The 24,331-nt window shown below is 69.1% G+C and carries 22 protein-coding genes; 7 read left to right on the top strand and 15 right to left on the bottom strand.

Annotation, left to right across the window (positions count from 1 at the left end; translation table 11 throughout):
- Positions 1 to 6: 6 nt before the first annotated feature.
- The 6 genes from AC1IQ6_RS00395 to AC1IQ6_RS00420 form a co-directional block, all read right to left on the bottom strand.
- Positions 7 to 1,227 carry an MFS transporter gene (locus tag AC1IQ6_RS00395; RefSeq protein WP_485865632.1) on the bottom strand — a complete coding sequence of 407 codons (1,221 nt, stop codon included), beginning with the start codon at positions 1,225 to 1,227 and terminating at the stop codon, positions 7 to 9.
- Positions 1,228 to 1,373: 146 nt separating this feature from the next.
- Positions 1,374 to 3,386 (bottom strand): acetyl/propionyl/methylcrotonyl-CoA carboxylase subunit alpha, encoded by a 2,013-nt coding sequence (locus AC1IQ6_RS00400; RefSeq protein WP_485865633.1) that lies wholly within the window; start codon positions 3,384 to 3,386, stop codon positions 1,374 to 1,376.
- Between the two features lie 46 nt (positions 3,387 to 3,432).
- Positions 3,433 to 5,040, bottom strand: a complete 1,608-nt coding sequence (locus AC1IQ6_RS00405; protein ID WP_111826231.1) for a carboxyl transferase domain-containing protein — start codon at positions 5,038 to 5,040, stop codon at positions 3,433 to 3,435.
- Between the two features lie 77 nt (positions 5,041 to 5,117).
- Positions 5,118 to 6,299, bottom strand: coding sequence for an acetyl-CoA C-acetyltransferase (locus AC1IQ6_RS00410; RefSeq protein WP_485865634.1), 1,182 nt, complete (start codon positions 6,297 to 6,299; stop codon positions 5,118 to 5,120).
- Positions 6,300 to 6,332: 33 nt separating this feature from the next.
- Positions 6,333 to 8,210, bottom strand: coding sequence for a bifunctional isocitrate dehydrogenase kinase/phosphatase (aceK, locus tag AC1IQ6_RS00415; RefSeq protein ID WP_485865635.1), 1,878 nt, complete (start codon positions 8,208 to 8,210; stop codon positions 6,333 to 6,335).
- 10 nt (positions 8,211 to 8,220) lie between these two features.
- Entirely contained in the window at positions 8,221 to 9,399 is a 1,179-nt protein-coding gene (locus AC1IQ6_RS00420; RefSeq protein ID WP_102772958.1) for an isovaleryl-CoA dehydrogenase, read from the bottom strand.
- 244 nt (positions 9,400 to 9,643) lie between these two features.
- On the opposite strand from AC1IQ6_RS00420, the gene AC1IQ6_RS00425 reads away from it, so the two are divergent.
- Both AC1IQ6_RS00425 and AC1IQ6_RS00430 read left to right on the top strand, forming a co-directional pair.
- Positions 9,644 to 10,819, top strand: coding sequence for a M20 aminoacylase family protein (locus tag AC1IQ6_RS00425; protein ID WP_111826229.1), 1,176 nt, complete (start codon positions 9,644 to 9,646; stop codon positions 10,817 to 10,819).
- A 37-nt stretch (positions 10,820 to 10,856) separates the two neighbouring features.
- A complete protein-coding gene (locus AC1IQ6_RS00430; protein WP_485865636.1) occupies positions 10,857 to 11,828 on the top strand; it encodes a Bug family tripartite tricarboxylate transporter substrate binding protein in 972 nt (323 codons plus the stop codon).
- Positions 11,829 to 11,846: 18 nt separating this feature from the next.
- On the opposite strand, the gene AC1IQ6_RS00435 is transcribed toward AC1IQ6_RS00430, so the two are convergent.
- Positions 11,847 to 12,227 carry a MerR family transcriptional regulator gene (locus AC1IQ6_RS00435; RefSeq protein ID WP_102772960.1) on the bottom strand — a complete coding sequence of 127 codons (381 nt, stop codon included), beginning with the start codon at positions 12,225 to 12,227 and terminating at the stop codon, positions 11,847 to 11,849.
- Between the two features lie 75 nt (positions 12,228 to 12,302).
- Between AC1IQ6_RS00435 and AC1IQ6_RS00440 the strand changes: the two genes are divergently transcribed.
- On the top strand, positions 12,303 to 13,370 hold the full coding sequence (locus tag AC1IQ6_RS00440) for an MBL fold metallo-hydrolase (RefSeq protein WP_485865637.1): 1,068 nt from the start codon (positions 12,303 to 12,305) through the stop codon (positions 13,368 to 13,370).
- 18 nt (positions 13,371 to 13,388) lie between these two features.
- Here the strand turns inward: AC1IQ6_RS00440 and AC1IQ6_RS00445 are convergent, their stop codons facing one another.
- Complete coding sequence (locus AC1IQ6_RS00445; RefSeq protein ID WP_209166043.1) at positions 13,389 to 14,015, bottom strand: LysE family translocator; 627 nt, start codon at positions 14,013 to 14,015, stop codon at positions 13,389 to 13,391.
- Positions 14,016 to 14,114: 99 nt separating this feature from the next.
- Here AC1IQ6_RS00445 and AC1IQ6_RS00450 point away from each other — a divergent pair, with 99 nt between their 5' ends.
- Positions 14,115 to 14,828 (top strand): nitroreductase, encoded by a 714-nt coding sequence (locus AC1IQ6_RS00450; protein WP_485865638.1) that lies wholly within the window; start codon positions 14,115 to 14,117, stop codon positions 14,826 to 14,828.
- 80 nt (positions 14,829 to 14,908) lie between these two features.
- The gene (gene metC / locus AC1IQ6_RS00455) at positions 14,909 to 16,102 is read left to right on the top strand and encodes a cystathionine beta-lyase (RefSeq protein WP_102772963.1); all 1,194 of its coding nucleotides are present in this window, start codon (positions 14,909 to 14,911) and stop codon (positions 16,100 to 16,102) included.
- 15 nt (positions 16,103 to 16,117) lie between these two features.
- Here the strand turns inward: metC and AC1IQ6_RS00460 are convergent, their stop codons facing one another.
- The 5 genes from AC1IQ6_RS00460 to argS form a co-directional block, all read right to left on the bottom strand.
- Entirely contained in the window at positions 16,118 to 17,065 is a 948-nt protein-coding gene (locus tag AC1IQ6_RS00460) for an alpha/beta hydrolase (protein WP_209166050.1), read from the bottom strand.
- The gene (locus AC1IQ6_RS00465) at positions 17,062 to 18,270 is read right to left on the bottom strand and encodes an ABC transporter substrate-binding protein (RefSeq protein ID WP_111826224.1); all 1,209 of its coding nucleotides are present in this window, start codon (positions 18,268 to 18,270) and stop codon (positions 17,062 to 17,064) included. The genes AC1IQ6_RS00460 and AC1IQ6_RS00465 overlap by 4 nt, the downstream gene beginning before the upstream one ends.
- 136 nt (positions 18,271 to 18,406) lie before the next feature.
- Positions 18,407 to 19,036 carry a thiol:disulfide interchange protein DsbA/DsbL gene (locus AC1IQ6_RS00470; RefSeq protein ID WP_102772966.1) on the bottom strand — a complete coding sequence of 210 codons (630 nt, stop codon included), beginning with the start codon at positions 19,034 to 19,036 and terminating at the stop codon, positions 18,407 to 18,409.
- 79 nt (positions 19,037 to 19,115) lie between these two features.
- On the bottom strand, positions 19,116 to 19,817 hold the full coding sequence (locus AC1IQ6_RS00475; protein ID WP_102772967.1) for an SPOR domain-containing protein: 702 nt from the start codon (positions 19,815 to 19,817) through the stop codon (positions 19,116 to 19,118).
- A 9-nt stretch (positions 19,818 to 19,826) separates the two neighbouring features.
- Entirely contained in the window at positions 19,827 to 21,524 is a 1,698-nt protein-coding gene (gene argS, locus AC1IQ6_RS00480) for an arginine--tRNA ligase (protein WP_209165486.1), read from the bottom strand.
- 298 nt (positions 21,525 to 21,822) lie between these two features.
- On the opposite strand from argS, the gene AC1IQ6_RS00485 reads away from it, so the two are divergent.
- Positions 21,823 to 22,170: a DUF1840 domain-containing protein gene (locus AC1IQ6_RS00485; RefSeq protein ID WP_102772969.1), complete on the top strand. Its 348-nt coding sequence runs from the start codon at positions 21,823 to 21,825 to the stop codon at positions 22,168 to 22,170.
- Between the two features lie 85 nt (positions 22,171 to 22,255).
- Positions 22,256 to 22,573, top strand: coding sequence for a hypothetical protein (locus AC1IQ6_RS00490; RefSeq protein ID WP_102772970.1), 318 nt, complete (start codon positions 22,256 to 22,258; stop codon positions 22,571 to 22,573).
- Between the two features lie 84 nt (positions 22,574 to 22,657).
- On the opposite strand, the gene AC1IQ6_RS00495 is transcribed toward AC1IQ6_RS00490, so the two are convergent.
- Together AC1IQ6_RS00495 and AC1IQ6_RS00500 are read right to left on the bottom strand one after the other, a co-directional pair.
- Positions 22,658 to 23,458, bottom strand: coding sequence for a carbohydrate ABC transporter permease (locus AC1IQ6_RS00495; protein WP_102772971.1), 801 nt, complete (start codon positions 23,456 to 23,458; stop codon positions 22,658 to 22,660).
- Entirely contained in the window at positions 23,455 to 24,330 is an 876-nt protein-coding gene (locus AC1IQ6_RS00500; RefSeq protein ID WP_102772972.1) for a carbohydrate ABC transporter permease, read from the bottom strand. The genes AC1IQ6_RS00495 and AC1IQ6_RS00500 overlap by 4 nt, the downstream gene beginning before the upstream one ends.
- Position 24,331 lies beyond the last annotated feature (1 nt).

Raw genomic sequence — 24,331 nt, forward strand, 5'->3', positions numbered from 1 at the left:
GCGGCGTCATGCCGGCGCCAGTGAGCGCAGCTTGCGCAGTTCCGGGAACCACCACATCCACAGCCCCGCCACCGCCACGGTGCCGACGCCGCCGATCACCACGGCCGGCACGGCGCCGACCAGTGCGGCCAGCATGCCGGACTCGAATTCGCCGAGCTGGTTGGAGGCGCTGACGAACAGCGTGTTCACCGCGCTGACCCGGCCCAGCATGTGGTCGGGCGTGTTGAGCTGCACCAGCGAGGAGCGCACCACCACGCTGATGGCGTCGGCCGCGCCCAGCACCGCCAGCGCGCCCACCGACAGCGGGATCGAAGTGGATAGCCCGAAGACGGTGGTGGCCAGGCCGAACAGGATGAGCGCGCCGAACAGGAGGCGGCCCACGTGCTCGCCCAGGCTCAGCCGCGCCAGCGCCAGGGACATGAGCATGGCGCCGCAGGCCGGCGCGGCGCGCAGCGCGCCCAGCGCCCAGGGACCGGCCTGCAGGATGTCCTTGGCGAAGATGGGAAGCAGCGCGGTGGCCCCGCCCAGCAGCACGGCGAAGAGGTCCAGCGACAAGGTGCCCAGCAGCAGCCGGCGCTGGAAGATGAAGGTGATGCCGGCGAACAGGGTGCGCCAGGTGGTCGGCTCCTTGCGCGGCGGCGCGCGGTCCACGGCCATGCTGGCGATGGAGGCGAAGGCCGCCAGGTACAGCGCGGCGGCCACGCAATAGATCCAGCCCGCGCCCAGGCCGTAGCCCACGCCGCCCAGCGCCGGCCCGGCGATCTGCGCGATCTGTCCGCCCGAGGACGACAGCGCGGTGGCGCGCGGCAGCCACTGGCGCGGCACGATGGCGGGAATCAGCGTGGTGAGCGTGGGCGCCTCGAAGGCGCGCGCCGAGCTCATGACGATGAGGGTCGCGTAGATCAGCGGCCGCCCGCCCAGGCCGTGCAGCGCGGCCGCGGCCAGGGTCAGCGTGGCCAGCGCCTCGACCGCCATGCAGATCGCCACGATCTTACGCCGGTCGTAGCGGTCGGCCACGTGGCCGACCACCAGCGTCAGCGCGGCCATGGGCAGGAACTGCGCCAGCCCGATCAGCCCCAGGTCCAGCGCGCTGCCGGACAGTTCATAGACCTGCCAGCCCACCGCCACGGACACGATCTGGAAGGCCAGCGAGGCGCCCACGCGGGCGCACAGGAAATGCAGGAACGCGGGGCGGGACAAGGGGCTGGGGGCGTCGGGAGCGGGCATCGGGAAGCGGACGGGGCGCACGGGGAAACAGGCATTCTAGGGACAAGTCGCTGACGGGAAACTAATAGCAGAGGCGTCATCCGTTGCGTAAACGGATCGGGGCGGCCCGTGGGCCGCCCCGATCCATTTCCCGCGATGGCGCCGGACTATTCCCCGATCGCCACCAGTTCCGCGCCTTCGGCCACCTGGTCGCCGACCGCGTAGAACACTTCCGCGACCTTGCCATTGGCCGGGGCGGAGATGGTGTGTTCCATCTTCATGGCTTCCATGACCAGCAGGGGCTGGCCCTTTTCGACGGTGTCGCCGGCCTGCACCGAGATCGAGATGATCTTGCCCGGCATGGGCGCGGTCAGGCCGCCGCCGTGTTCGCCCTGGGTATCCTGCGAATGCGCCAGCGGATCGTAGCGTTCCAGCGCGTGCGAGCCGGCGTCGGTGAAGACGTGGGCGCGGTCGGCGTGCAGCACCACGGTGCCGGCGCTTTCATGGCCGCCCAGCGTGATGCGCAGGCCATAGGCCAGGTTGGGATTGGCGCTGGCGTGGGCGCGCCACTGGAAGGCCTGCGGGCCGTCGCCGCAGTCCAGCGTCCAGGCCGCGCCGTCGCGCGCGATGAGCGCCTTGCGCGTTTCGCCGTTGTCCACCCATTGCAGCTCGCGGTGGTAGCGCCCGCCCAGTCGCCAGCCGTCGCGCGCGTCCCAGGGATCGGTGGCGGTCCTGGCCGGCGCGCCCAGTCCCTGGCGCACCAGCAGCGCGGCGCTGGCCAGGGCCAGCACGGCCGGGCCGGCCGGTTGCGGTTCGGGCAGCAGCGTGGCGCGCTGGCGTTCGATGAGGCCGGTGTCCAGATCGGCGGCGGCGAAGGCGCTGTCCTGCATCAGCCGCGACAGGAACGCCACGTTGGTCTGCACGCCCACGGCCTGGGTCTGCGCCAGGGCCTGCAGCATGCGGGCGCGGGCCTGGTCGCGGTCGGCGCCGTGCACGATGAGCTTGGCGATCATCGGGTCGTAGTAAGGCGTGATCGTGTCGCCCATGCGCACGCCGCCGTCGACGCGGATGTCGCCGTTGGCGAACGCGGTGTGGGCGGGCAGGCCCAGGTAGGCCAGCGTGCCGATGGAAGGCAGGAAGCCCTTCTCGGGGTTCTCGGCGTAGATGCGGGCCTCGATGGCGTGGCCGTCGATGCGCAGGTCTTCCTGGCGCGCCGGCAGCGGCTGGCCGGCGGCCACGCGCAGCTGCCACTCCACCAGGTCGTGGCCCGTGATCATTTCGGTGACCGGGTGCTCGACCTGCAGGCGCGTGTTCATTTCCATGAAGTAGAAGCGGCCGTCCGGTTCGGCGATGAATTCCACCGTGCCGGCGCCGACGTAGCCCACGGCGCGCGCGGCGGCCACGGCGGCGTCGCCCATGGCGCGGCGGCGTTCTTCGGTCATGCCGGGCGCCGGGGCTTCCTCGATGACTTTCTGGTGGCGACGCTGCACGGAACAGTCGCGCTCGAACAGGTAGACGCAGTTGCCGTGCGTGTCGGCGAAGACCTGGATTTCGATGTGGCGCGGCTTTTGCAGGTAGCGCTCGATCAGCACGCGGTCGTCGCCGAAGCTGGAGGCGGCTTCGCGCTGGCACGAGGCGAGCGCGTCGAGGAAGGCGCCGGAGGATTCGACCACGCGCATGCCCTTGCCGCCGCCGCCGGCGCTGGCCTTGATCAGCACCGGATAGCCGATGGCGTCGGCCTGCGTCTTGAGGAACTGCGGGTCCTGGTTCTCGCCGTGGTAGCCCGGCACCAGCGGCACGCCGGCCTTTTCCATCAGGGCCTTGGCGGCCGATTTGCTGCCCATGGCGGCGATGGCGGAGGCGGGCGGGCCGACGAAGGCGATGCCGGCCGCGGTGGCGGCCTGCGCGAAGTCTTCGTTTTCGGAGAGAAAGCCGTAGCCGGGGTGGATGGCCTGGGCGCCGGTGTCGCGCGCGGCCTGCAGGATGGCGTCGGCGCGCAGGTAGCTGGCGCGCGGCTCGGCGCCGCCGATATGCACGGCCCGGTCGCAGGCGGCGACGTGGCGCGCGTTGGCGTCGGCGTCGGAATAAACGGCGACCGTGCGGATGCCCATGCGGCGGGCGGTGGCGGCCACGCGGCAGGCGATTTCGCCGCGGTTGGCAATCAGCAGAGTATCGAACATGGATGTGATCCGGGCTGAAGTGTTCTTGGAGTGCGGCAGCGCCGACCTACATGCGGAATACGCCGAACCGGGTGTCTTCGATGGGCGCGTTCAGCGCCGCCGACAAGGCCAGGCCCAGCACGCGGCGGGTGTCGGCGGGCGCGATGATGCCGTCGTCCCACAGGCGCGCGGTGGCGTAGTACGGATGCCCTTCATGCTCGTATTGCTCGCGGATGGGGGCCTTGAAGGCGGCCTCTTCCTCGGCGGACCATTGCCCGCCGCGGGCTTCGATGCCGTCGCGCTTGACCGTGGCCAGCACGCTGGCGGCCTGCTCGCCGCCCATGACGGAGATGCGGGCGTTGGGCCACATGAACAGCATGCGCGGCGAATAGGCGCGGCCGCACATGCCGTAGTTGCCGGCGCCGAAAGAGCCGCCGATCAGCACGGTGAACTTGGGCACGGCGGCGGTGGCCACCGCGGTCACCATCTTGGCGCCGTGGCGGGCGATGCCTTCGTTCTCATACTTGCGGCCCACCATGAAGCCGGTGATGTTCTGCAGGAACACCAGCGGAATCTTGCGCTGCGCGCACAGCTCGATGAAGTGCGCGCCCTTCTGCGCGGACTCCGAGAACAGGATGCCGTTGTTGGCGACGATGCCCACCGGCATGCCGTGGATGTGGGCGAAGCCGGTGACCAGCGTGGGGCCGAAGCGCGCCTTGAATTCGTCGAATTCGGAGCCGTCGACGATACGCGCGATGACTTCGCGCACGTCGTAGGGCTTGCGCGTGTCGGCCGGAATGATGCCGTTGAGCTCGCTCGGGTCGTAGCGCGGCTCGCGCACCGGCGCGGTGGCCAGCGGCTGGGGTTTCTTGCGGTTCAGGCGCGCCACGGCGTTGCGCGCCAGCTGCAGCGCGTGCATGTCGTTGGCGGCCAGGTGGTCGGCCACGCCGGACAGGCGCGTATGCACGTCGCCGCCGCCCAGATCCTCGGCGCTGACTTCCTCGCCGGTGGCGGCCTTCACCAGCGGCGGGCCGCCCAGGAAGATGGTGCCCTGGTTCTTGACGATGATGGACTCGTCGCTCATGGCGGGCACGTAGGCGCCGCCGGCGGTGCACGAGCCCATCACCACGGCGATCTGCGCGATGCCTTGCGAGGACATCTGCGCCTGGTTGTAGAAGATGCGGCCGAAGTGCTCGCGGTCGGGGAAGACCTCGTCCTGCTGCGGCAGGTTGGCGCCGCCCGAATCCACCAGGTAGACGCAGGGCAGGTGGTTCTGCGCGGCGATTTCCTGCGCCCGCAGGTGCTTCTTGACCGTCATGGGGTAGTAGGTGCCGCCCTTGACCGTGGCGTCGTTGCACACGATCACGCATTCCGTGCCCGCCACGCGGCCGATGCCGGTGATGACGCCGGCGCCCGGCGCGTCGCCGCCATACATGCCGTGGGCCGCCATCGGCGACAGTTCCAGGAACGGAGCGCCCGGATCGATCAGGTGCTCGACGCGCTCGCGCGGCAACAGCTTGCCGCGCGCCACGTGCTTGGCGCGCGCGGCTTCGCTGCCGCCCAGCGCGGTCTGCGCGAGTTTCTGGTTCAGGTCGTCCAGCTGCGCCTGCATGGCGCGCGCATTATCGGTGTATTCCTGCGACCGCGTATTGATGCGGGATTCGATGATGGGCATGAGGGGGGCTACCCGGTTGGTTTGGCGGATGAGGGGTACGGTCCGAAGCGCGGCGCGCTCCGGACCGTAGCGGTGCTTCAGACCATCTCGATGGCCATGGCCACGGCTTCGCCGCCGCCGATGCACAGCGTGGCCACGCCGCGCTTGCCGCCGGTCTTGCGCAGCGCGCCGATCAGCGTGGCCATCAGGCGCGCGCCCGAGGCGCCGATGGGGTGGCCCAGGGCGGTCGCGCCGCCGTGGACGTTGACCTTTTCATGCGGCAGCTTGAAGTCGGCCATGGCGGCCATGGTCACCACGGCGAAGGCTTCGTTGATCTCGTACAGGTCCACGTCCTCGGCCTTCCAGCCGGTCTTGGCGAACAGGTTCTTCAGCGCGCCGACCGGGGCGGTGGTGAACCAGTTGGGTTCCTGCGAGTGCTGGCTGTGGGCCACGATGCGGGCCAGCGGCTTGACGCCGAGCTTCTCGGCGGTGGAGGCGCGCATCAGCACCATGGCGGCCGCGCCGTCGGAGATCGAGGACGAGTTGGCGGCGGTGACGGTGCCGTCCTTCTTGAAGGCGGGCTTGAGCGTGGGGATTTTCTCCGGCATGGCCGTGGCGGGCGCCTCGTCGGTGTCGATGACGGTGTCGCCCTTGCGGCCGGCGACGGTGACGGGGGCGATTTCCCACTTGAAGCTGCCGTCCTCGGACGCGGCGCGGGCGCGGCGCAGCGATTCCAGCGAGAAGGCGTCCTGCTGCTCGCGGGTGAAGGAATACTTGGCCGCGCAGTCTTCGGCGAACACGCCCATGGCCTTGCCCTTGTCATAGGCGTCTTCCAGGCCGTCCAGGGCCATGTGGTCGTAGACGGTGCTGTGGCCGTAGCGATAGCCCTGGCGGCCCTTGAGCAGCAGGTACGGCGCGTTGCTCATGCTTTCCTGGCCGCCGGCGACGACCACGTTGGCGGTGCCCGCGGCCAGCAGGTCGTGGCCGAACATGGCGGCCTTCAGGCCCGAACCGCACACCTTGTGGATGGTGGTGCAAGACACGCCCAGGGGCAGGCCCGCGCCCAGCGCGGCCTGGCGCGCCGGCGCCTGGCCCTGGCCGGCCTGCAGCACGTTGCCCATGATGACTTCTTCGACCTGTTCGGGCTTGATGCCCGCGCGTTCGACGGCGGCCTTGATGGCGACCGAACCCAGCTCGTGCGCGGCCAGGCCGGACAAGGCGCCCAGCATGCCGCCCATGGGGGTGCGGGCGACGGAAACGATGACGATGGGATCTGACATGACTAGCTCCTGTGAGGGTCGGGACAGCTCGGGTTACGAGGCCGCGTCGGCGCCCTGAGGGCGGGCGGGACGCAGGCGTCTGTCCGTATCGTAAGGGAAAAATTCTTCAATCCGGCCCTGCGCGACATGGGCCCGGCAGGCCTGCCACCATTCCGGTTCCAGCAGGTCGGCATGGTGACGCATGAACGCGCCGCGCACGCGCGCATCGCCCAGCAGGAAGCGTCCGAATTCTTCCGGAAAAACGTCGTTCGGGCCGATGGCGTACCAGGGTTCCGACGCCATTTCCGCCTCTTCGTTGGGCGCGGGCGGGATGCGTCGGAAATTCATTTCGGTCATGCGCTGGATTTCGTCGTAGTCATAGAAGACCACGCGGCCCAGGCGCGTGACGCCGAAGTTCTTGTACAGCATGTCGCCGGGGAAGATGTTGGCCGCGGCCAGCTGCCGGATCGCGTCGCCGTACTCGCGCACCGCCGGTTCCAGCAGCGCGTCGCCGGCCTGCTGCAGGTACAGATTCAGCGGCGTCATCCGCCGTTCGATGTAGACGTGGCGGATGACCACGGTGTCGCCCGATTCCTCGATCAGGCTGGGAACCAGCCGGCGCAGTTCCTCCAGCAGCGCCGGGGCGAAGCGGCTGCGCGGCAGCGCCACCTGCGAATACTCCCAGGTGTCGGCCATGCGGCCCACGCGGTCGTGCAGCTTGACCATCTGGTACTTGCGCCGCACGGTGGCGTGGTCCATGCCGTCCTTGTCGATGCGGTCCTTGATGAGCTTGAACACGTAGGGATAGGACGGCAGCGTGAACACGCACATCACCATGCCCTTGATGCCGGGCGCGATGTCGAACGCATCGTGCGAGTGGGCCAGGTGGTGCAGGAAATCGCGGTAGAACAGCGTCTTGCCCTGCTTCTGCAGGCCGATCATGGTGTAGAGCTCGGCCTTGGGCTTGCGCGGCAGCAGGCTGGACAGGAAATCCACCACCGCGGCCGGCGTTTCCATGTCGACCAGGAAGTAGGCGCGGGTGAAGCTGAATAGCGTGCTGAGATCGTCGGCGCCCAGCAGCAGCGCATCGAGCCGGACCTGGCCGGCGGGATTGCGCATCAGCGCCACGGCGAACGGATAGACCGTGGACTGGTTGATCAGGCGTCCGACGATATAGGCGCCCTTGTTGCGGAAGAACAGCGAACCCAGCGCATGGACCTGGCAGTCGCTGGCGATGCGCCGGCCCACGTGGCGCGGCAGCTGGGCGCGCAGCTGCCTGACGGCCGCGCGCGCCAGCAGGCGCGTGTCGCGCGGCAGGTCTTCGAAGGGCAGCGCCAGCCCGAAGTCCGCCACCATGCGGATCAGGCTGGCCTGCAGGCCTTCGGCCACGGGGTAGTACACCCGGTACGAAGGCTTGCGGCTGTCCAGGTAGTCGGTGGCCACGGCCGGGCGCACGAACAGGAAATCGTTGTGGAAATAGTCGCGGTGCAGGATGCGGCACGAGACCGAATTGAAGAAGGTCTCGGCGCATTCGGGCTGGCGGTGGTCGCCCAGCAGGCTCACGTATTCGTGCTTGACCTGCTGCCAGAACGCGGTCTGCGCCGGCGCCAGCGGCGCGGGAGCGTCCGCCCCGTTGGCGCCATTGGCGCCATTGGACGCATGGGTGCCGCCCGGACGGCCGCGCAGCGCGCCTTCGAGCTGCGCGGCGCATTCGCGCACCCGCATGTCGTAGTACTCGATGCGCTCGCGCGACAGGTGCTGGATGCCGTGCCAGTCGCCGGATTCGAACAGCGCCTTGGCGCGCTGGGCGCTGTAGCGGAACAGCGCGTAATGGCGGTCGAAGCCCGCCAGGATCAGCTGCGCGACCTCCAGCGGCGAGGGCCCCGGCGCGGGAGCCTGCTCGATGTGCTGGACGTCGGACATGCGGATCATGGCGGGGCGCTCAGGCGGTTTCGTTGAACAGCTCGCGGCCGATCAGCATGCGGCGGATCTCGCTGGTGCCCGCGCCGATCTCGTACAGCTTGGCGTCGCGCCACAGGCGTCCCACCGGATACTCATTGATGTAGCCGTTGCCGCCCAGGATCTGCACGCCTTCGCCGGCCATCCAGGTGGCTTTCTCGGCCGTGTACAGGATCAGCGCGGCGCAGTCCTTGCGCACCTGGCGCACGTGTTCCGAACCCAGCTTGTCCAGGTTCTTGCCGACCTGGTAGCAGAAGGCGCGGCTGGCCTGCAGCGTGGTGTAGAGATCGGCGACCTTGCCCTGGATCAGCTGGAATTCGCCGATGGCCTGGCCGAACTGCTTGCGGTCGTGGATGTAGGGCACGACCACGTCCATCACGGCCTGCATGATGCCCAGCGGGCCGCCGGACAGGACGGCGCGCTCGTAGTCCAGGCCGCTCATCAGCACCTTGACGCCGCCGTTGACCTGGCCCAGCACGTTTTCCTCGGGGATTTCGCAGTCCTGGAACACCAGTTCGCCGGTGTGGCTGCCGCGCATGCCCAGCTTGTCCAGCTTCTGCGCCACGGAAAAGCCCTTGAAACCCTTTTCCACCAGGAAGGCGGTGATGCCGCGCTGGTGCGCCTCGGGATCGGTCTTGGCGTAGACCACCAGGGTGTCGGCGTCGGGGCCGTTGGTGATCCACATCTTGCTGCCGTTGAGCACGTAGCGGTCGCCCTTCTTGTCGGCGCGCAGTTTCATGCTGACCACGTCGGAGCCGGCGCCCGGCTCGCTCATGGCCAGCGCGCCCACGTGTTCGCCGGAGATCAGCTTGGGCAGGTACTTGGCCTTCTGGGCCGGCGTGCCGTTGCGGTTGATCTGGTTGACGCACAGGTTGGAGTGCGCGCCGTAGGACAGGCCGACCGAGGCGCTGGCGCGGGAAATCTCCTCCATCACGACCATGTGGGCCAGGTAGCCCAGGTTGGCGCCGCCGTATTCCTCGTCGGCCGTCATGCCCAGCACGCCGAGATCGCCGAACTTGCGCCAGAGGTCCATGGGGAACTGGTCGTTGCGGTCGATTTCTGCAGCGCGCGGCGCGATCTCGGCCTGCGCGAAAGTGCGCACCGCGTCGCGCAGCATGTCCAGATCTTCGCCCAGGTCGAAGTTCAGGCCGGGAAGATTCATCGCGTTCTCCGTGATAGTAGGTGCTTACTTTTATATGGGCGCTCCGGTGGCGCCGCCGAATTGTCCGAGAGGCTCATCATGCGCCGATCGGCCGTCGCCAGGCAATGATGCAGTGCAAATATTACGTTTACGTAAACGTAAATTGGATACGGGTTATCCCTAGGGAAACGGATTCTTGCCGGCGGGCGCCCCTCTGTACCATTCCAGAGGTCTTTCAAACCTAAATGACTGTGACGGAGTTGCTGTGCTGGAACTATCCCATCTGGACGAAATCGTGGCGCTGCGGCGCGATCTGCATGCCCATCCGGAGCTCTGTTACGAAGAGCACCGCACGGCCCAGGTGGTGGCGGACACGCTGCGCGGCTGGGGCATCGAGGTGCATACCGGCATCGCCAAGACCGGCGTGGTCGGCGTGATCCGGCGCGGCGCGTCGGCGCGCGCCATCATGCTGCGCGCCGACATGGACGCGCTGCCCATGCAGGAAGAAAACCAGTTCGAGCACCGCTCGCGCCATGACGGCAAGATGCACGGCTGCGGCCACGATGGCCACACCGCCATGCTGCTGGCCGCGGCGCGCCACCTGCAGACGGCAGGCGGTTTCGACGGCACGGTGTACCTGTGCTTCCAGCCGGCCGAGGAAGGCGGCGCGGGCGGGCGCGCCATGATCCAGGACGGCCTGTTCGAGCGCTTCCCCTGCGAGGCGGTGTTCGGCATGCACAACTGGCCGGGCCTGCCGGCGGGCACCTTCGGCGTCTGCGCCGGCCCCATGATGGCGGCCGCCAACGGCTTCAGGATCACGGTGCGCGGCAAGGGCGGCCACGCCGCCGCGCCGCAGGACTGCAGCGATCCGGTGCCGGCGCTGTTCGCCATCGGCCAGTCGCTGCAGACCATCCTGACGCGCAGCAAGCGGCCGCTGGACGCCGCGGTGCTGTCGATCACGCAGGTGCAGGCCGGCGGCAGCGTCATCAACGTGATTCCGGATTCGGCCTGGCTGGGCGGCTCGGTGCGCGCCTACAGCACCGGCGTGGTCGACCTGATCGAGCGGCGCATGAACGAGATCGCGGGCAGCATCGCGGCGGCCCACGGCTGCGAGGCCGAGGTGTTCTTCGAGCGCCGCTACCCGGCCCTGGTCAACACGGCGGCCGAGACTGAGTTCTGCATGGAAGTCATGCGCGAGGTCGCGGGCGAGGACCATGCGCGCGTGATCGAGCCGGCCATGGCGTCGGAGGACTTCGCCTTCCTGCTGCAGGAGAAACCCGGCTGCTACGTGTTCCTGGGCAACGGCGACGGCGAGCACCGCATGGCCGGCCACGGCCTGGGCCCGTGCATGCTGCACAACGCCAGCTACGACTTCAACGACGCCCTGATTCCGGCCGGCGCCTCCTACTGGATCCGCCTGGCCCAGCGCTACCTGGCCTGAGCGCATCCCTTCCACGCAACATCCACGACAGGACGATATGAAAAAGAAGACTCTGCTGATCGGGGCCGCGGGGGCGGCCCTGGCGATCATGGCCGGCGGCGCGCTGGCGCAGGACTGGCCGGCCAGGCCGGTGACGCTGGTGGTGCCCTACACCGCCGGCGGCAGCGCCGACGCGATCGGGCGCCGCCTGGGCGAAGTGCTGCGCAAAGAGGCCAACGCCACCGTCATCGTCGAGAACAAGCCGGGCGCCGGCGCGTCGCTGGGCACCGACTTCGTGGCGCGCGCGCAGCCCGACGGCGCCACGCTGCTGCTGGCCTCCACCAGCCCGCTGACCATCTATCCGCACCTGTCCAAGACCAACTACGACCCGATGAAGGACCTGACGCCGCTGGCCAGCGTGGCGGTCGCGCCCGTGGCCATCGTCGCGACCAAGGCGCTGCCGGTGCGGGACTTCGCCGGCCTGGTCGAATACGCCAAGGCGCACCCCGATGGCGTGCGCTACGGCACGCCGGGCCAGGGCACCGTGGCCCACATCGGCATGGCGGCGGTCACGGCCGGGACCGGCGCCAGAATGCTGCACGTGCCCTACCGCGGCAACAGCCAGGCGCTGACCGACGGCCTGGGCGGCGTGGTGGAGCTGCTGGTGGTCAATAGCGACGTGGTGCTGCCGCACGTCGCCAGCGGCGCGCTCAAGCCGCTGGCCGTGATGGCGCCGCAGCGCCTGGCGGCCTGGCCCGAGGTGCCGACCATGGCCGAGCTCAAGCTGCCGCAGGCGCAGTACTACTCCAACTTCGGCGTGTTCGCCCCGGCGAACCTGCCGCCCGCCGTGGCGCAGCCGCTGCAGGCGGCGCTGGCCAGGGCCGTGGCCAGCGCGGAATTCAAGGACCTGCTGGCCAAGTCCTACCTGCAGCCGGGCACCGCCGCCGGCGCGGCCTTCGCCAAACAGGTGCAGGAGGAATACGCCAACAACGCCCGCGTCATCGAGGCAGGCGGCATCAAGGCGCAGTGATCGCGCGGCCGCGGCGTCTCAGGGTTTCTGCGCCAGCAGCTCGCGGCATTGCCGCTCCTGCTGCGCGATTTCCCGCAGGGTGTCCTCGATGTCGCGGCGCTGCTGCTCCAGCGTGGCGCGATGCTGTTGGAGTACGCTGAGGTACTGGCGCAGCTGGACCTCGGTGTCGCCGGGCCCGTCGTACATGTCGATCAGGGTCAGGATCTCGGACAGCTGCAGGCCCAGCCGCTTGCCGCGCAGGGCCAGCTTCAGCCGCGTGCGGTCGCGCGGGCCGAAGATGCGGTTGCGCCCCTCGCGCGCCGGGCTGACGATCCCCTGGTCTTCATAGAAGCGGATCGTGCGGGGCGTGACGTCGAATTCGCGTGCGAGTTCGGAGATGGTCCAGGTTGACGAGGACATGCGAGCTGTGGCAGTTTACGTAAACGTAAATTATGATGACTTGACCCGAACGTCAAGCGTGGAGCGAGAGAGGCGATGAACCCCAACGAGCAGAAACTGCAGTACCCCTGGGCCGACTTCCAGCCGGAAGCGGGCCGCGCGCATGTGGTGGCCGATGGCGTCAAGTGGATCCGCATGCCTTTGCCGTTCGCGCTGGATCATATCAATCTCTGGCTGTTGCGCGACAACATCGACGGCCGCGAGGGCTGGACCATCGTCGATTGCGGCATCGCGCGCGACGAGGTCAAGACCCTGTGGGAGCAGGTCTTCGAGAACGAACTCGACGGCCTGCCCGTGCTGCGGGTGCTGGTCACCCACATGCACCCCGACCACGTCGGCCTGGCCGACTGGCTGTGCGAGCGCTGGAACGCGCGCCTGTGGATGACCATGACCGACTTCATGGTGGCCTCGCTGTGGTCCTCGCGCCGCACGGACGCCGGCGCCGGCCCCGGCGGCCAGGCGGCGGTCGATCACTTCGCGCGCCACGGACTGACCGATCCCGGCGCGCAGGAACAGATCCGCCAGCGCGCCAATTACTACCCCAACCTGGTGCCATCGGTGCCCGCGCGCTACACCCGCCTCATGCACGGCGACCAGGTCCGCATTGGCGGGCGCGACTGGCGCGTGATCGTCGGCTACGGCCATGCGCCGGAACACGCCTCGCTGTTCTCGCCGGACCTGGCGGTGCTGATTTCCGGCGACATGGTGCTGCCGCGCATTTCCACCAACGTCAGCGTGTTCGACTACGAGCCCGACGCCAACCCGCTGCCGCTGTACCTGCGCTCGCTGGACCGCTACGCCGACCTGCCGCGCGACACGCTGGTGCTGCCGGCGCACGGCCGCCCTTTCAAGGGCCTGCACGAACGCATCGCCCAGCAGCACGAGCACCATCGCGACCGCCTGGCGGAAGTGCTGGAGGCCTGTGCCGGCCAGCCCCAGTCCACCTCGGACATCGTGCCCGTGCTGTTCAAGCGCAAGCTCGACCTGCACCAGCTGACCTTCGCCATGGGCGAGGCGCTGGCGCACCTGCATGCGCTGTACTTCGAGGGCAGGCTCAAGCGCGAACTGGGAACCGACGGCATCGTCCGCTTTTCGGCCGCCTGAGCGCAGGCGTCGCGCGCCTCAGCGCGACGCCGTCGCCAGCCGCAGCGCCAGGCCCACGAACACCAGCGCGGCGATGCGGTTGAGCCAGCGCTTGGCGCGGACCGAGCGCTGCAGCAGTTCGCCGAACGCGCCCGAGAAAAACGCGATCGCGCCGAACACCAGCAGCGTGGACAGCATGAACACGGCGCCCAGCTGCATGGTCTGCGCGCCCACCGGTCCCTGCGCCGGCGAGGTGAACTGCGGCAGGAACGCGAAGAAGAACAGCAGCACCTTGGGGTTGGTCAGGTTCATCACGATGCCGCGGCGGTACAGCGCGCCCGGCTTCATGGGCGCCGGGGCGGCGCCCGTCTCGCCGCCGACCGGCGCGCGCAGGATCTGCCACGCCAGATAGGCCAGGTAGGCGGCGCCGGCCAGCTTGAGCACGGTGAAGGCCACCGGCGAGGCCGCGAACACGGCGGCCAGCCCCACGGCCACGGCGGCCGTATGGACCAGCAGCCCGGTGCACAGCCCGAACACCACCAGCATGCCCGCCTTGCGGCCCCAGATGGCCGATTGCATCAGCACGAACAGGTTGTCCGGCCCCGGGGTCAGGGCCAGCAGGACGGCGATGCCGAAGAATGCGATCAGGGTGTCTAGGGGCAGCATGGAGATGTCCGCAAGCGAGGGGCCGCTACGGGGCGGGCCGGAAATGGCATGATAAAGGCAAAGACGAACCACCAGACCCGAACCAGGAGACCCCGACCCATGCCCGCCGCCGCCACGTCCCGCCCGCAAGACGCCCAAGATCTGCGCCCCGACGCCGCGCTCGAAGCCTGGCTGCACGCCCGCCACAGCTGCCGCGCGTTCCTGCCCGAAGCGGTGGAGCGCGCCACCATCGAACGCATCCTGGCGCTGGCGCAGCGCACGGCTTCGTGGTGCAACTGCCAGCCCTGGCAGGTGGCGGTCACTGAGGGCGCGGGCACCGAGCGCCTGCGCCAGGCCTTGCAGCGCCGCGCGCAGCAGGCCGGCTTCACGCCGGACTTTCCGTTCCCGCGCGAGTACCAGGGCGCCTATCTGGCGCGGCGGCGCGAGGCCGGCTTCCAGCTCTACGAGGCCGTCGGCGTGGCGCGCGGCGACCGCGAGGCCTACCGCCGCCAGGAAATGCGCAATTTCCAGCTGTTCGACGCGCCGCACGTGGCCATCGTCACCACCGACGAGGCGCTGGGCGAGTACGGCGCGATGGACTGCGGCGGGTATGTGGCCAATTTCCTGCTGGCGGCCCAGGCCAACGGCGTGGCGACCGTGCCGCAGGCCTCGCTGGCCATGTATCCGGAAGTGCTGCGCGAGGTGCTGGGCCTGCCCGCCGACCGCCGCGTGGTGTGCGGCATTTCGTTCGGCTACGCCGATACCGCGCATCCCGCCAACAGCTACCGCACCCGCCGCGCGCCGCAGTCCGAAACCGTCACCTGGGTCGGCTGATCCGGGACAGGCCGCGCGCCGCCTGATAAGGTTCACCCTATCCGTTTTCCTCCGTCCACCCGCCAGCCGTTCTTACGAACATGCCTACCAAACACATCGATACGCTCTTGCAGCATGCGGGCACCGCCCCGTTCAACCCCGAAACCGGCAACGCGCCGGTGCCGCTGCCGCCGATGCGGGCCAGCACGGTGCGCTTCGCGAACATGGCGGCGCTGGAGCAGGCGCAGCGCAGCAAGGCCGCCGGCGGCCGCGCGGCCACCTACGGCCGCATGGGCATGGACACGCACGCCGCGCTTGAACAGGTCTTCACCCAGCTCGAAGGCGGCACGCACTGCTACCTGGCGCCCTCGGGCCTGTCGGCCATGACGCTGGTGATGCTGGCGCTGTGCTCGGCCGGCGACCACGCCCTGATCTCGGACTGCGTGTACGGGCCGATGCGCGAACTGGACGATGCCGTGCTCAAGCGCATGAACATCGACATCACCTATTTCGCGGCCGGCGAAGACCTGGACGAACTGGTCCGTCCCAACACCCGCCTGCTGTACGTGGAGTCGCCGGGCTCGCTGCTGTTCGAGATGCTGGACATGGGCGCGCTGGCCGCCGTGGCGCAGCGCCACGGCCTGGTGCTGGCCACCGACAACACCTGGGGCTCGGGCTATATCTACCGTCCGCTGACCCTGGGGGCGCAGGTCTCGGTCATCGCCGGCACCAAGTACGTGGGCGGGCACTCCGACCTGATGCTGGGCGCGGTGGTCACCAACGACGAACAGATCGCCCGCAAGCTCAACCGCACGCAGTACGCGATGGGCTATTCCATCAGCGCCGACGACGCCTGGCTGGCGCTGCGCGGCGTGCGCACCATGCCTATCCGCATGGCCCAGCACGCGCGCCACGCGCTGCAGGTGTGCGAGTTCTTCAAAAGCCGCCCCGAGACCGTGCGCCTGTTCCATCCGGCCTGGCCGCAGGACCCGGGCCATGCGCTGTGGCAGCGCGACTGCACCGGCTCCAACGGCATGCTGTCGGTCGAGCTGCGCCTGTCGCCGGCGGCGGCGCGCGTGTTCGTCGATTCGCTGACGCTCTTCGGCATCGGCTTTTCCTGGGGCGGCTACGAAAGCCTGGTGCAGCTGGTGTCGGGCAAGGACCTGGCCAAGCACCGCTACTGGGGCGACGGCGACAACGCGCTGGTGCGCCTGCACATCGGCCTGGAATCGCCCGAGGACATCATCGCCGACCTGACCCAGGCGCTGGAAAAGGCCGCCGCCGTGCGCGAGTAAGGCGGCGCGGCGCGCTCAGGCGGCCGCGCCGCGTATCCAGGCGCCGATGCGCGCGGCGATATCGTCGCTGTTGTCGTCCATCATGGGCATGTGCGAATTGCCGGCCACGCCCATGTCGGCCAGGCGCCAGGTCTGCACGCGCGCGCCCTGCCGCGCCAGTTCGCCGGCATAGGCCTGGCCGGCGGCGCACAGCTTTTCCCACAGCGGCGTCGCGTCCAGGTAGTCGCCATAGACGAACAGAAAGGGCTTGTCCGCCACGGCCGCGGCCGCCACCTCCGGCGAGAAGCCCGAGGGCTCGATGCCGATGACGCCGCGCACCAGGTCCGGGCGCGCATGCAGCGCGCGGTAGGCCACCTCGCCGCCGTGGCTGTGCGCCATCACCAGGCACGGCCCCACGCGCTCCAGCACCGCGCAGAATCCCCGCAGCGCCGCATCGTTGTTGCCCAGCCAGCGCGGCACCGCGTGGCGGATGAAGGCGTCGAACGCCGCCACCGGAAAGCGCTGTCCCGCGAACGGCCGGCGCGCCGCGTAGTCCTCGGCGCGGCCGAAGCGAAACAGCGTCCAGCTTTCCTCGGCGTTGCGGATGATGGGCGGCTCCGGCCAGACTTCCTGGAACGGCGCCCAGCCCGCGCGGCCGCGCTCGACGTTGTCCACCACATACACCGCATGGCCCTGGCGCAGGAAATGCTGCATCCAGCCGGGCCGCCCGTCCGGCGTCTGCTCCCACATCGCGCCGGTCATGCCGCCGCCGTGCAGCATCACGATGGGCAGCGGATGCGCCAGCGCGGCCGGAATGAAATACTGCACGTAGGCCTGCTCGAAGTGGTAGAGGCCATTGGGGTCATAGGCCAGCGAGGCGCTTTGCGTGAATGCGATGTCGCGTCGCGGCAGGCCGTCGATGCGCACCTGCCGTCCGCCCGCGTAGAAGCTGCCGAAATCGGCCAGCGCCAGCGTCCGTGTCATGGCTTGACCAGCGGGCACTGGCTGTCCGACAGGGGCCAGGCCAGCGTGGCGCCCGGGATGGTGCGCACGATGTTGTAGTAGTCCCACGGCGCCTTGGACTGCGCCGGCGTCTTGACCTGCGCCAGCATCATGTCGCGCACCACCAGCCCGTCTTCGCGGATGCGCGCGTTCAGGCTGAAGGGATCGTCGATGGGCAGCGATTTCATCTTCGCCATGACGGCGTCGGCCTCGACCGTGCCGGCGGCCTTCACGGCCTGCAGGTAATGGCGCACCGAGCCGTAGACGCCGGCCTGCAGGAAGGTGGGCGGACGCCCCACGCGGGCTTCGAATTTCTTGGCGAAGGCGCGCGTGCCGTCGTTCATGTCCCAGTAGGACGGCACGGTCAGGTAGGTTTTCTGCGCGGCCTGCAGCCCCAGGCTGTGGACGTCGGTAATCAGCAGCAGCATGGCGGCCAGCTGCTGCGCGCCGCCGATGCCGAATTCCGCCGCCTGCTTGATGGCCGATATGGTGTCGCCGCCCGCGTTGGCGATGGCGATGATCTGCGCCTTGGAGGCCTGCGCCTGCAGCAGGAAGGAGGCGAAATCCGATGCATTCAGCGGGTGGTAGACGGTGCCGGCCACCTCGCCGCCGTTGGCCTTGACCACGGCTTCCGTGTCCGCCGCCAGCTGCTTGCCGAAGGCGTAGTCCGACGCCAGGATGAACCAGCGCTTGTTGCCCTCATTGACCACCGCGGTGGCCGTGCCGCGCGACAGCGCATAGGTGGTGTAGGTCCATTGCACGCCGTAGGGCGAGCACTGCGCCTGCGACAGCGCGGTGGTGCCGGGGCTGGAGAACAGCACCAGTTTCTTCTTCTCGCGCGCGATGCCCTGTACCGCCAGCGCCACCGAGGAGTTGGGCACGTCCACCACCACGTCCACGCCATCGGTGTCGTACCACTTGCGCACCATGCTGCTGCCGATGTCGGGGCGGTGCTGGTGGTCGCCCGACACCAGCGAGATGGGCTTGCCCAGCACGCTGCCGCCGATTTCCTCGATGGCCAGCCGGGCCGCCTCGACCGAGCCCTTGCCGGTGGCGTCGGCGGTCACGCCCGCCATGTCGGTGAGCACGCCGATCTTCACGCCGTCGGCGTCGCTGGCATGCGCCAGGCCCGCGGCCAGCGCCAGGCACAGGCCGGCTGCACGGCCGCGCAGGATTTGCTGTTTCATGTCTTTCTCCCCTTGATATGCCGCCGCCGCGGCGATTTATTGTGGGAAAAGTGTAGCGTGGCCGCCGGCGGCCCGGACACAAAAAAACGCCCCGGCCAGTGAAGGCTCGGGGCGTTGCGGACCGGGTCCGGGCGCGTCAGTTGCGCGCCATCGGGATCAGGCGGTCGACTTCCTTGAGCGCGCCTTCGTAGCTGTTGCCGGCCATGACGGGCGAGGTCATGAACTTGCCGCCGACGGCGAAGGACGGCGTGCCTTCGATGCGGTAGGCCTCGGCCAGCTGGGTGGCGCGCTGCACCTGCGTCTGCACGCTGAACGAATCGAATACCGAGTCGAACTTGGCGCGGTCCACACCTTGCGCGGCGACCCATTCGCCCATGGCCTTCTTGTCGAACAGGCGCTTGTGTTCGCCGTGGATGGCGGTGAAGACCTTGGGATGCAGGTCGGCGCGGTCCAGGGCCAGCAGCGTGTAGTACAGCTGCTGCAGCGGCTTCATGCCGGCGTTGAAGGCGATGGGAACCTGCTTGAGCACCACATCCTCGGGCTTGGTCTTGGCCCAGTCCTCGACCAGCGGTTCGATCGCCGCGCAGTGCGGGCAGGTGTAGGCGAAGAACTCCAGCACTTCCACCTTGCCCGGGGTGTCCGACGGCAGCGGCGGATTGATGGGCACGTATTGCTGCGTGCCCTGGGCGTGGCTCGCCGGGCTGAGGAACGTGGTGGCGGTCAACGCGGCCGCGGCCAGGATGCGAATAATCTTGGGGGACAGCATGGATGAGAGGTTCCTGAGCAAAAAAGTTACAGACAGGGGCGGGGCCGCATAAGTTCCGTCCGCCTCCGCGGACGGCCGCTTACTGGCGCACCACCGCGGTTTCGATCTTGTTCTCGCCCAGCCGGCCGCGGGCGCGGTTCATGTCGTCCAGGCGGGCGAACGGCCCCACCCTGACGCGGTTGATGGGCTTGCCGCCGACCTCGGCCTTCTGCACCGCGACCGGCAGGCCCAGCAGGATGATGCGGGCCTTGAGGGACTCCGCATCGCTTTCGCCGCGGAATGCGCCGGCCTGCAGGTAGTAAGTGCCGGTGGCCGCGGGAGCCGGCTTGGCGGCCGGCGCCGGGGCCTTGGAGATCGGCGTGGGCGGCGCGGCGCTGGGCGCGGGCGCGGCCGGGGCGGCCTGGCGGGTGGACGGCAGCGTGGCGATCAGCGCGCCCAGGTCGTCCATCTTGGAGGGCGGCTCATCGGTCTTGGGGGCGGCGGTGCCTGCGCCGGGCAGCGGCGCGGGAGCCGTCGCGGTCGGGCCGGTCGGGGCCGGGCCCGCGCCGCCGTCGCGCCCGTACAGGCCGGCGTTGGGGTCGGGCGCCAGGCGGGGATCGGGCAGCTTGCCGGTGTCGCCCTGGCGGCTGGCCCGGTCCACGAAGGGCACGGGCGCCTTGGTGACGTAGAAGGCGACGACGGCGGCCACGATCAGGCCGAGGAGCAGGCCGGCCAGCGCCCCGTACAGGGTGCTGCCGCTTTCGCCGGAGGAACGGCGGGAGGTTTTGCGCTTGGTTGCCATGAACCGATGTTACATCCGCTCGGGCGCCGAGACGCCCAACAGCGCCAGCCCGTTGGCCAGCACCTGGCGCGTGGTCGAGGCCAGGCGCAGGCGCGCCAGCTTCAGCGCGGTGTCGTCGACCAGCACGCGCTCGGCGTTGTACCAGGCGTGGAAGTCCGAGGCGCAGTCGCGCAGCCAGAAGGCGATGTGGTGCGGCGACAGCTCCTGCGCGGCCAGCGCGATCACGTTGGGGAATTCGGCCAGGCGCTGCATCAGCGCGAATTCGGTCGGGGCGGTCAGCAGCGCGGCGTCGGCCTGGGCCACGTCGGCGGCCGGCATGGCGGCGTTGGCGATCACCGAGCAGATGCGGGCGTGCGCGTACTGGATGTAGTAGACCGGGTTCTCGTCGCTCTTGGACAGCGCCAGGTCCACGTCGAACACGAACTCGGTATCGGCGCGGCGCTGGATCAGGAAGTAGCGCACCGCGTCGCGGCCGACCCAGTCGATCAGGTCGCGCATGGTCACGTAGCTGCCGGCGCGCTTGGAGATCTTGACCTCTTCGCCGCCGCGCATCACCTTGACCATCTTGTGCAGCACGTAGGACGGGTAGTCCTTGGGGATGCCCTCTTCCAGCGCCTGCAGGCCGGCGCGCACGCGCGCCACGGTGCCGTGGTGGTCGCTGCCCTGGATATTCACGGCGCGGTGGAAGCCGCGCTCCCATTTGGCCTTGTGGTAGGCCACGTCGGGCACGAAGTAGGTGTAGCCGCCCTCGCTCTTGCGCATGACGCGGTCTTTGTCGTCGCCCGTGCCCAGCTCGGTGGTGCGCAGCCACAGCGCGCCGCCTTCTTCGTAGGTGTGGCCGCCGGCGATCAGCGCCTGCACGGTGGCCTCGACCCGCCCGGAGGTGTAGAGCGAGCTTTCCAGGTAGTAATTGTCGAACGCCAGGCCGAAGGCCTGCAGGTCCAGGTCCTGCTCGCGGCGCAGGTAGGCCACGGCGAAGACGCGGATATCGTCCAGGTTGTCGACGTCGCCCGAGGCGGTGACGTCCACGCCGTCGGAGTGCACGGTGGCGCGGGCCTGGAAGTCGCGCGCGATGTCGGCGATGTAGTCGCCCTTGTAGCCGTCGGCCGGCCATTCGGGGGAATCGGTGCTCAGGCCGCGGGCGCGCGCCTGCACGCTGATGGCCAGGTTGTTGATCTGGTTGCCGGCGTCGTTGTAGTAGAACTCGCGGGTCACGTCCCAGCCGCTGGCGTCGTACAGGCGGCAGATGGCGTCGCCCAGCGCGGCCTGGCGGGCATGGCCCACGTGCAGCGGGCCGGTGGGGTTGGCCGACACGAATTCGACCAGGATCTTCTCGCCGCTGCGGGGCGCGCGGCCGAAGTCGGCGCCCTGTTCGGCCACGGCGGCGATGACGGCCTGGCGGGCCGCGGCGGTGACGCGCAGGTTGATGAAGCCGGGGCCGGCGACCTCGGCGCTTTCGACCAGGCCGGCCGCGCCGGGCTGCGCCATCAGCGCGTCCACGATGGCCTGGGCCAGTTCGCGCGGGTTGCGGCGGGCCGGCTTGGCCAGCTGCATGGCCACGTTGGTGGCGACGTCGCCGTGGGCGGCGACCTTGGGGCGCTCCAGCAGCACGTTGGCCCGGGCCGCATCGGCGGCGGCGTCGGGCAGGCTTTGCGCGACGGCGGCCTGGATCAGGGAGATAAGCTGTTTCTGTTGCTCGAGGAGCATGGGCGTCTGGAGAGTTCTGAGTTGGTGACGGACGCGCCCGCGCGGGGCGGAGCGGACAGGATGGGGCGCTCTGCCTGCCGGTGGGCCGGCGGCCGCGCGCATGCCCGGTTTCGGGGCGGCGCAGGCCCTCCTGTCACGGGAATCCCCTGAATCATAGCTTGATTTGGCGGGCGGCCCGGCGCGCGCGGGGTCTGCGGGGGACGGATGGCCCGCGGGCGTATCCGCGGGGCGGGACCCTAGTTGGCATCCCCCGGGCGTTGCGGTAGTGTATGTAAGTAATCATTGTGGAGACCGGAATATGTTGATCACCTTTCACTCCAAGGTCGTGGCCGAGGTCCTGATGCTGACCGACCATGCCGGCGCGCTGCTGCACGCCGCCGGCAAGTCCTTCGGAGACAAGATTCCGGAGCGCGGCGTTTTCACCGTGGAACAGCTGCAGCCCGCCATCGACGGCATCGAGCGCGCGATCGAGGACTACCAGCGCGCCCACGAAGGCGCCGAGGACGAGGACGAAGACAAGCCGCCGGTGTCCCCGATGGCCCGCATGGTGGGCATGAAGGAGCGCGCCTTCCCGCTGCTGGACATGATGCGCCAGTCGCTGGCGGCCGGCGCGGAAGTCACCTGGGAAGTGTCGCGCGGCTGGTAACCCGCGGGCCAATGTCGCCGGACCGACAATCTGGCGGCGCTTTTTTCCCTACGCTTCTGGGCTGACGCCTTTTGAAGGAACCCCCATGCGCAGCGACATCACCATCGTTTTCGATCCCCGCCGTTCCGTGGACCTCGCGGCCGACGTCGAACCGTCTCCCGAGCGCCAGAACCAGGCCCGAGACTGGTTCGACGGCGCCTGGGAAACGCTGGGCTGCGAGCCCCTGCGTCCCAGCGGCAAGGTGCTGCTGCTGGACAAGGTGCTGGGCGTGGCGGACGCGCTCGGCTACGACACCCTGTCCACCGACGAAAAAGAAGCCCGCGAATTCGCCGAGAACCTGGCGCTGGCGCTGGAACGGCCGCGCATCACGGTGGACCTGCCGGGGCTGACGGTGGGGTATTAAAAGGGGTTCGCCCCGATGGGTTTCGCGCGTTCTGCGCCGGGGCCCTTGTCCCGACAGTTGTCGCGCTGCACCCATCGGCCTCCGCTACCTGATCCCCGCCCGCATGAACGACTGCACGAACTGGCGCTGGAACAGCAGGAACGCGATCAGCAGCGGCGCGGCCGACATCAGCGTGGCGGCGGTGATGACCGACCAGTCGATGCCCTGATCGGTGGACGAGAACACCTGCAGCCCCACCGTCAGCGGGCGCGACTCCACCGAGTTGGTGATGATCAGCGGCCACAGGAAGTTGTTCCAGTGGTGGCTGACCGACACCAGCCCGTAGGCCACGTAGATCGGCTTGGCCAGCGGCACGTACACCTTCCACAGGATCTGCAGCGCGTTGGCGCCCTCCATGCGGGCGGCCTCTTCGAGTTCGCGCGGCACGGTCTTGAAGGTCTGGCGCAACAGGAAGATGCCGAAGGCCGAGGCGAAGTACGGCAGGCCGATGGCGAACACCGTGTCGCGGATGCCGAGCTGGCTCATGGAGCGGTAGTTCTCCACCAGCAGCACGTCGGGCATGATCATCAGCTGCAGCAGCACCAGCATGAAGACGAAGTCGCGGCCGCGGAATTCCAGGCGCGCGAACGCATAGCCCGCCAGGGTGGACAGCACCAGCTGCGCGGCCAGCACCATCGTGACGAGCAGGAAGGTGTTGAGGAAGTAGCGCGGGAACGGCGCGGCATGCCAGGCCCGCACGAAGTTGTCCAGCGTCAGCGGCGCGAACAGGTCGAAGCGGGTGGCGTAGGCGGGCGGGTGGAACGCCGCCCACATGGCGTACGCCAGGGGCAGGATCCACAGCAGGCCGAGCGCCCAGGCGCCCAGGGTATCGAGCTTGTCTTTCATTGATAGTGCGTCCTGCGGTCCAGCCAGCGGAACTTGACCAGCGCGGTCAGCGCCAGCACCACCAGCAACACGACGGTCAGCGTGGCGGCGTAAGCCGTGTCCCAGAAACTGAAACCCACCTGGTAGATGTAGTACAGCAGCAGCGTGCTGGCGTTGTCCGGCCCGCCGCGCGTCATGACCACGACGTGGTCCACCAGCCGGAAGGCATTGATCAGCGCGTTGATGAGCACGAACAGCGTGGTCGGCATCAAGAGCGGCCAGAGGATGCGGCGGAAGTACTGCCAGCGCGAGGCGCCTTCGAGCATGGCGGCTTCGCGCAGCGACGGCGAGACGGTCTGCAAGGCGGCCAGGTAGAAGATCATGAAAAAGCCCGCTTCCTTCCACACGGTCACCAGCATCAGCGCCGGCAGCGCGGTTTCGCGCGAGCCCAGCCAGTTCGGCCCGGGCGTGCCGAAAAGCTGCATCACCTGCGCGATCAGGCCGTACTGCGGGGTGTAGAAGAACAGCCAGATATTGGCCACCGCCACCATCGGCAGCACCGTGGGCGTGAAGTAGGCCATGCGCAGGAACCCGCGCCCGCGCAGGTTGCGGTTGACCCAGAGCGCCATGATCAGCGCGATGCCGATGGAGGTGGGAATGGTGCCCAGCGCGAACCACAGGTTGTTCCACAGGGACTGCCAGAACACCGGATCGTCGCGCATGAGCGCGTAGTTCTCCAGCCCCACGTAGCGCGCCGGACGCGCGCCCTTGGGGGTGGAGAAAAAGCTGTGCCATAGCGTCGCCAGCGCCGGGTAGTGCGTGAACGCGGCGAGCAGCACGATGGCTGGCAGCAGAAGCAGCCAGCCATAAAGCGCATTCAAAGAGCGGCTCATC

The sequence above is a fragment of the Achromobacter sp. MUI-25009338 genome (assembly GCF_057359325.1).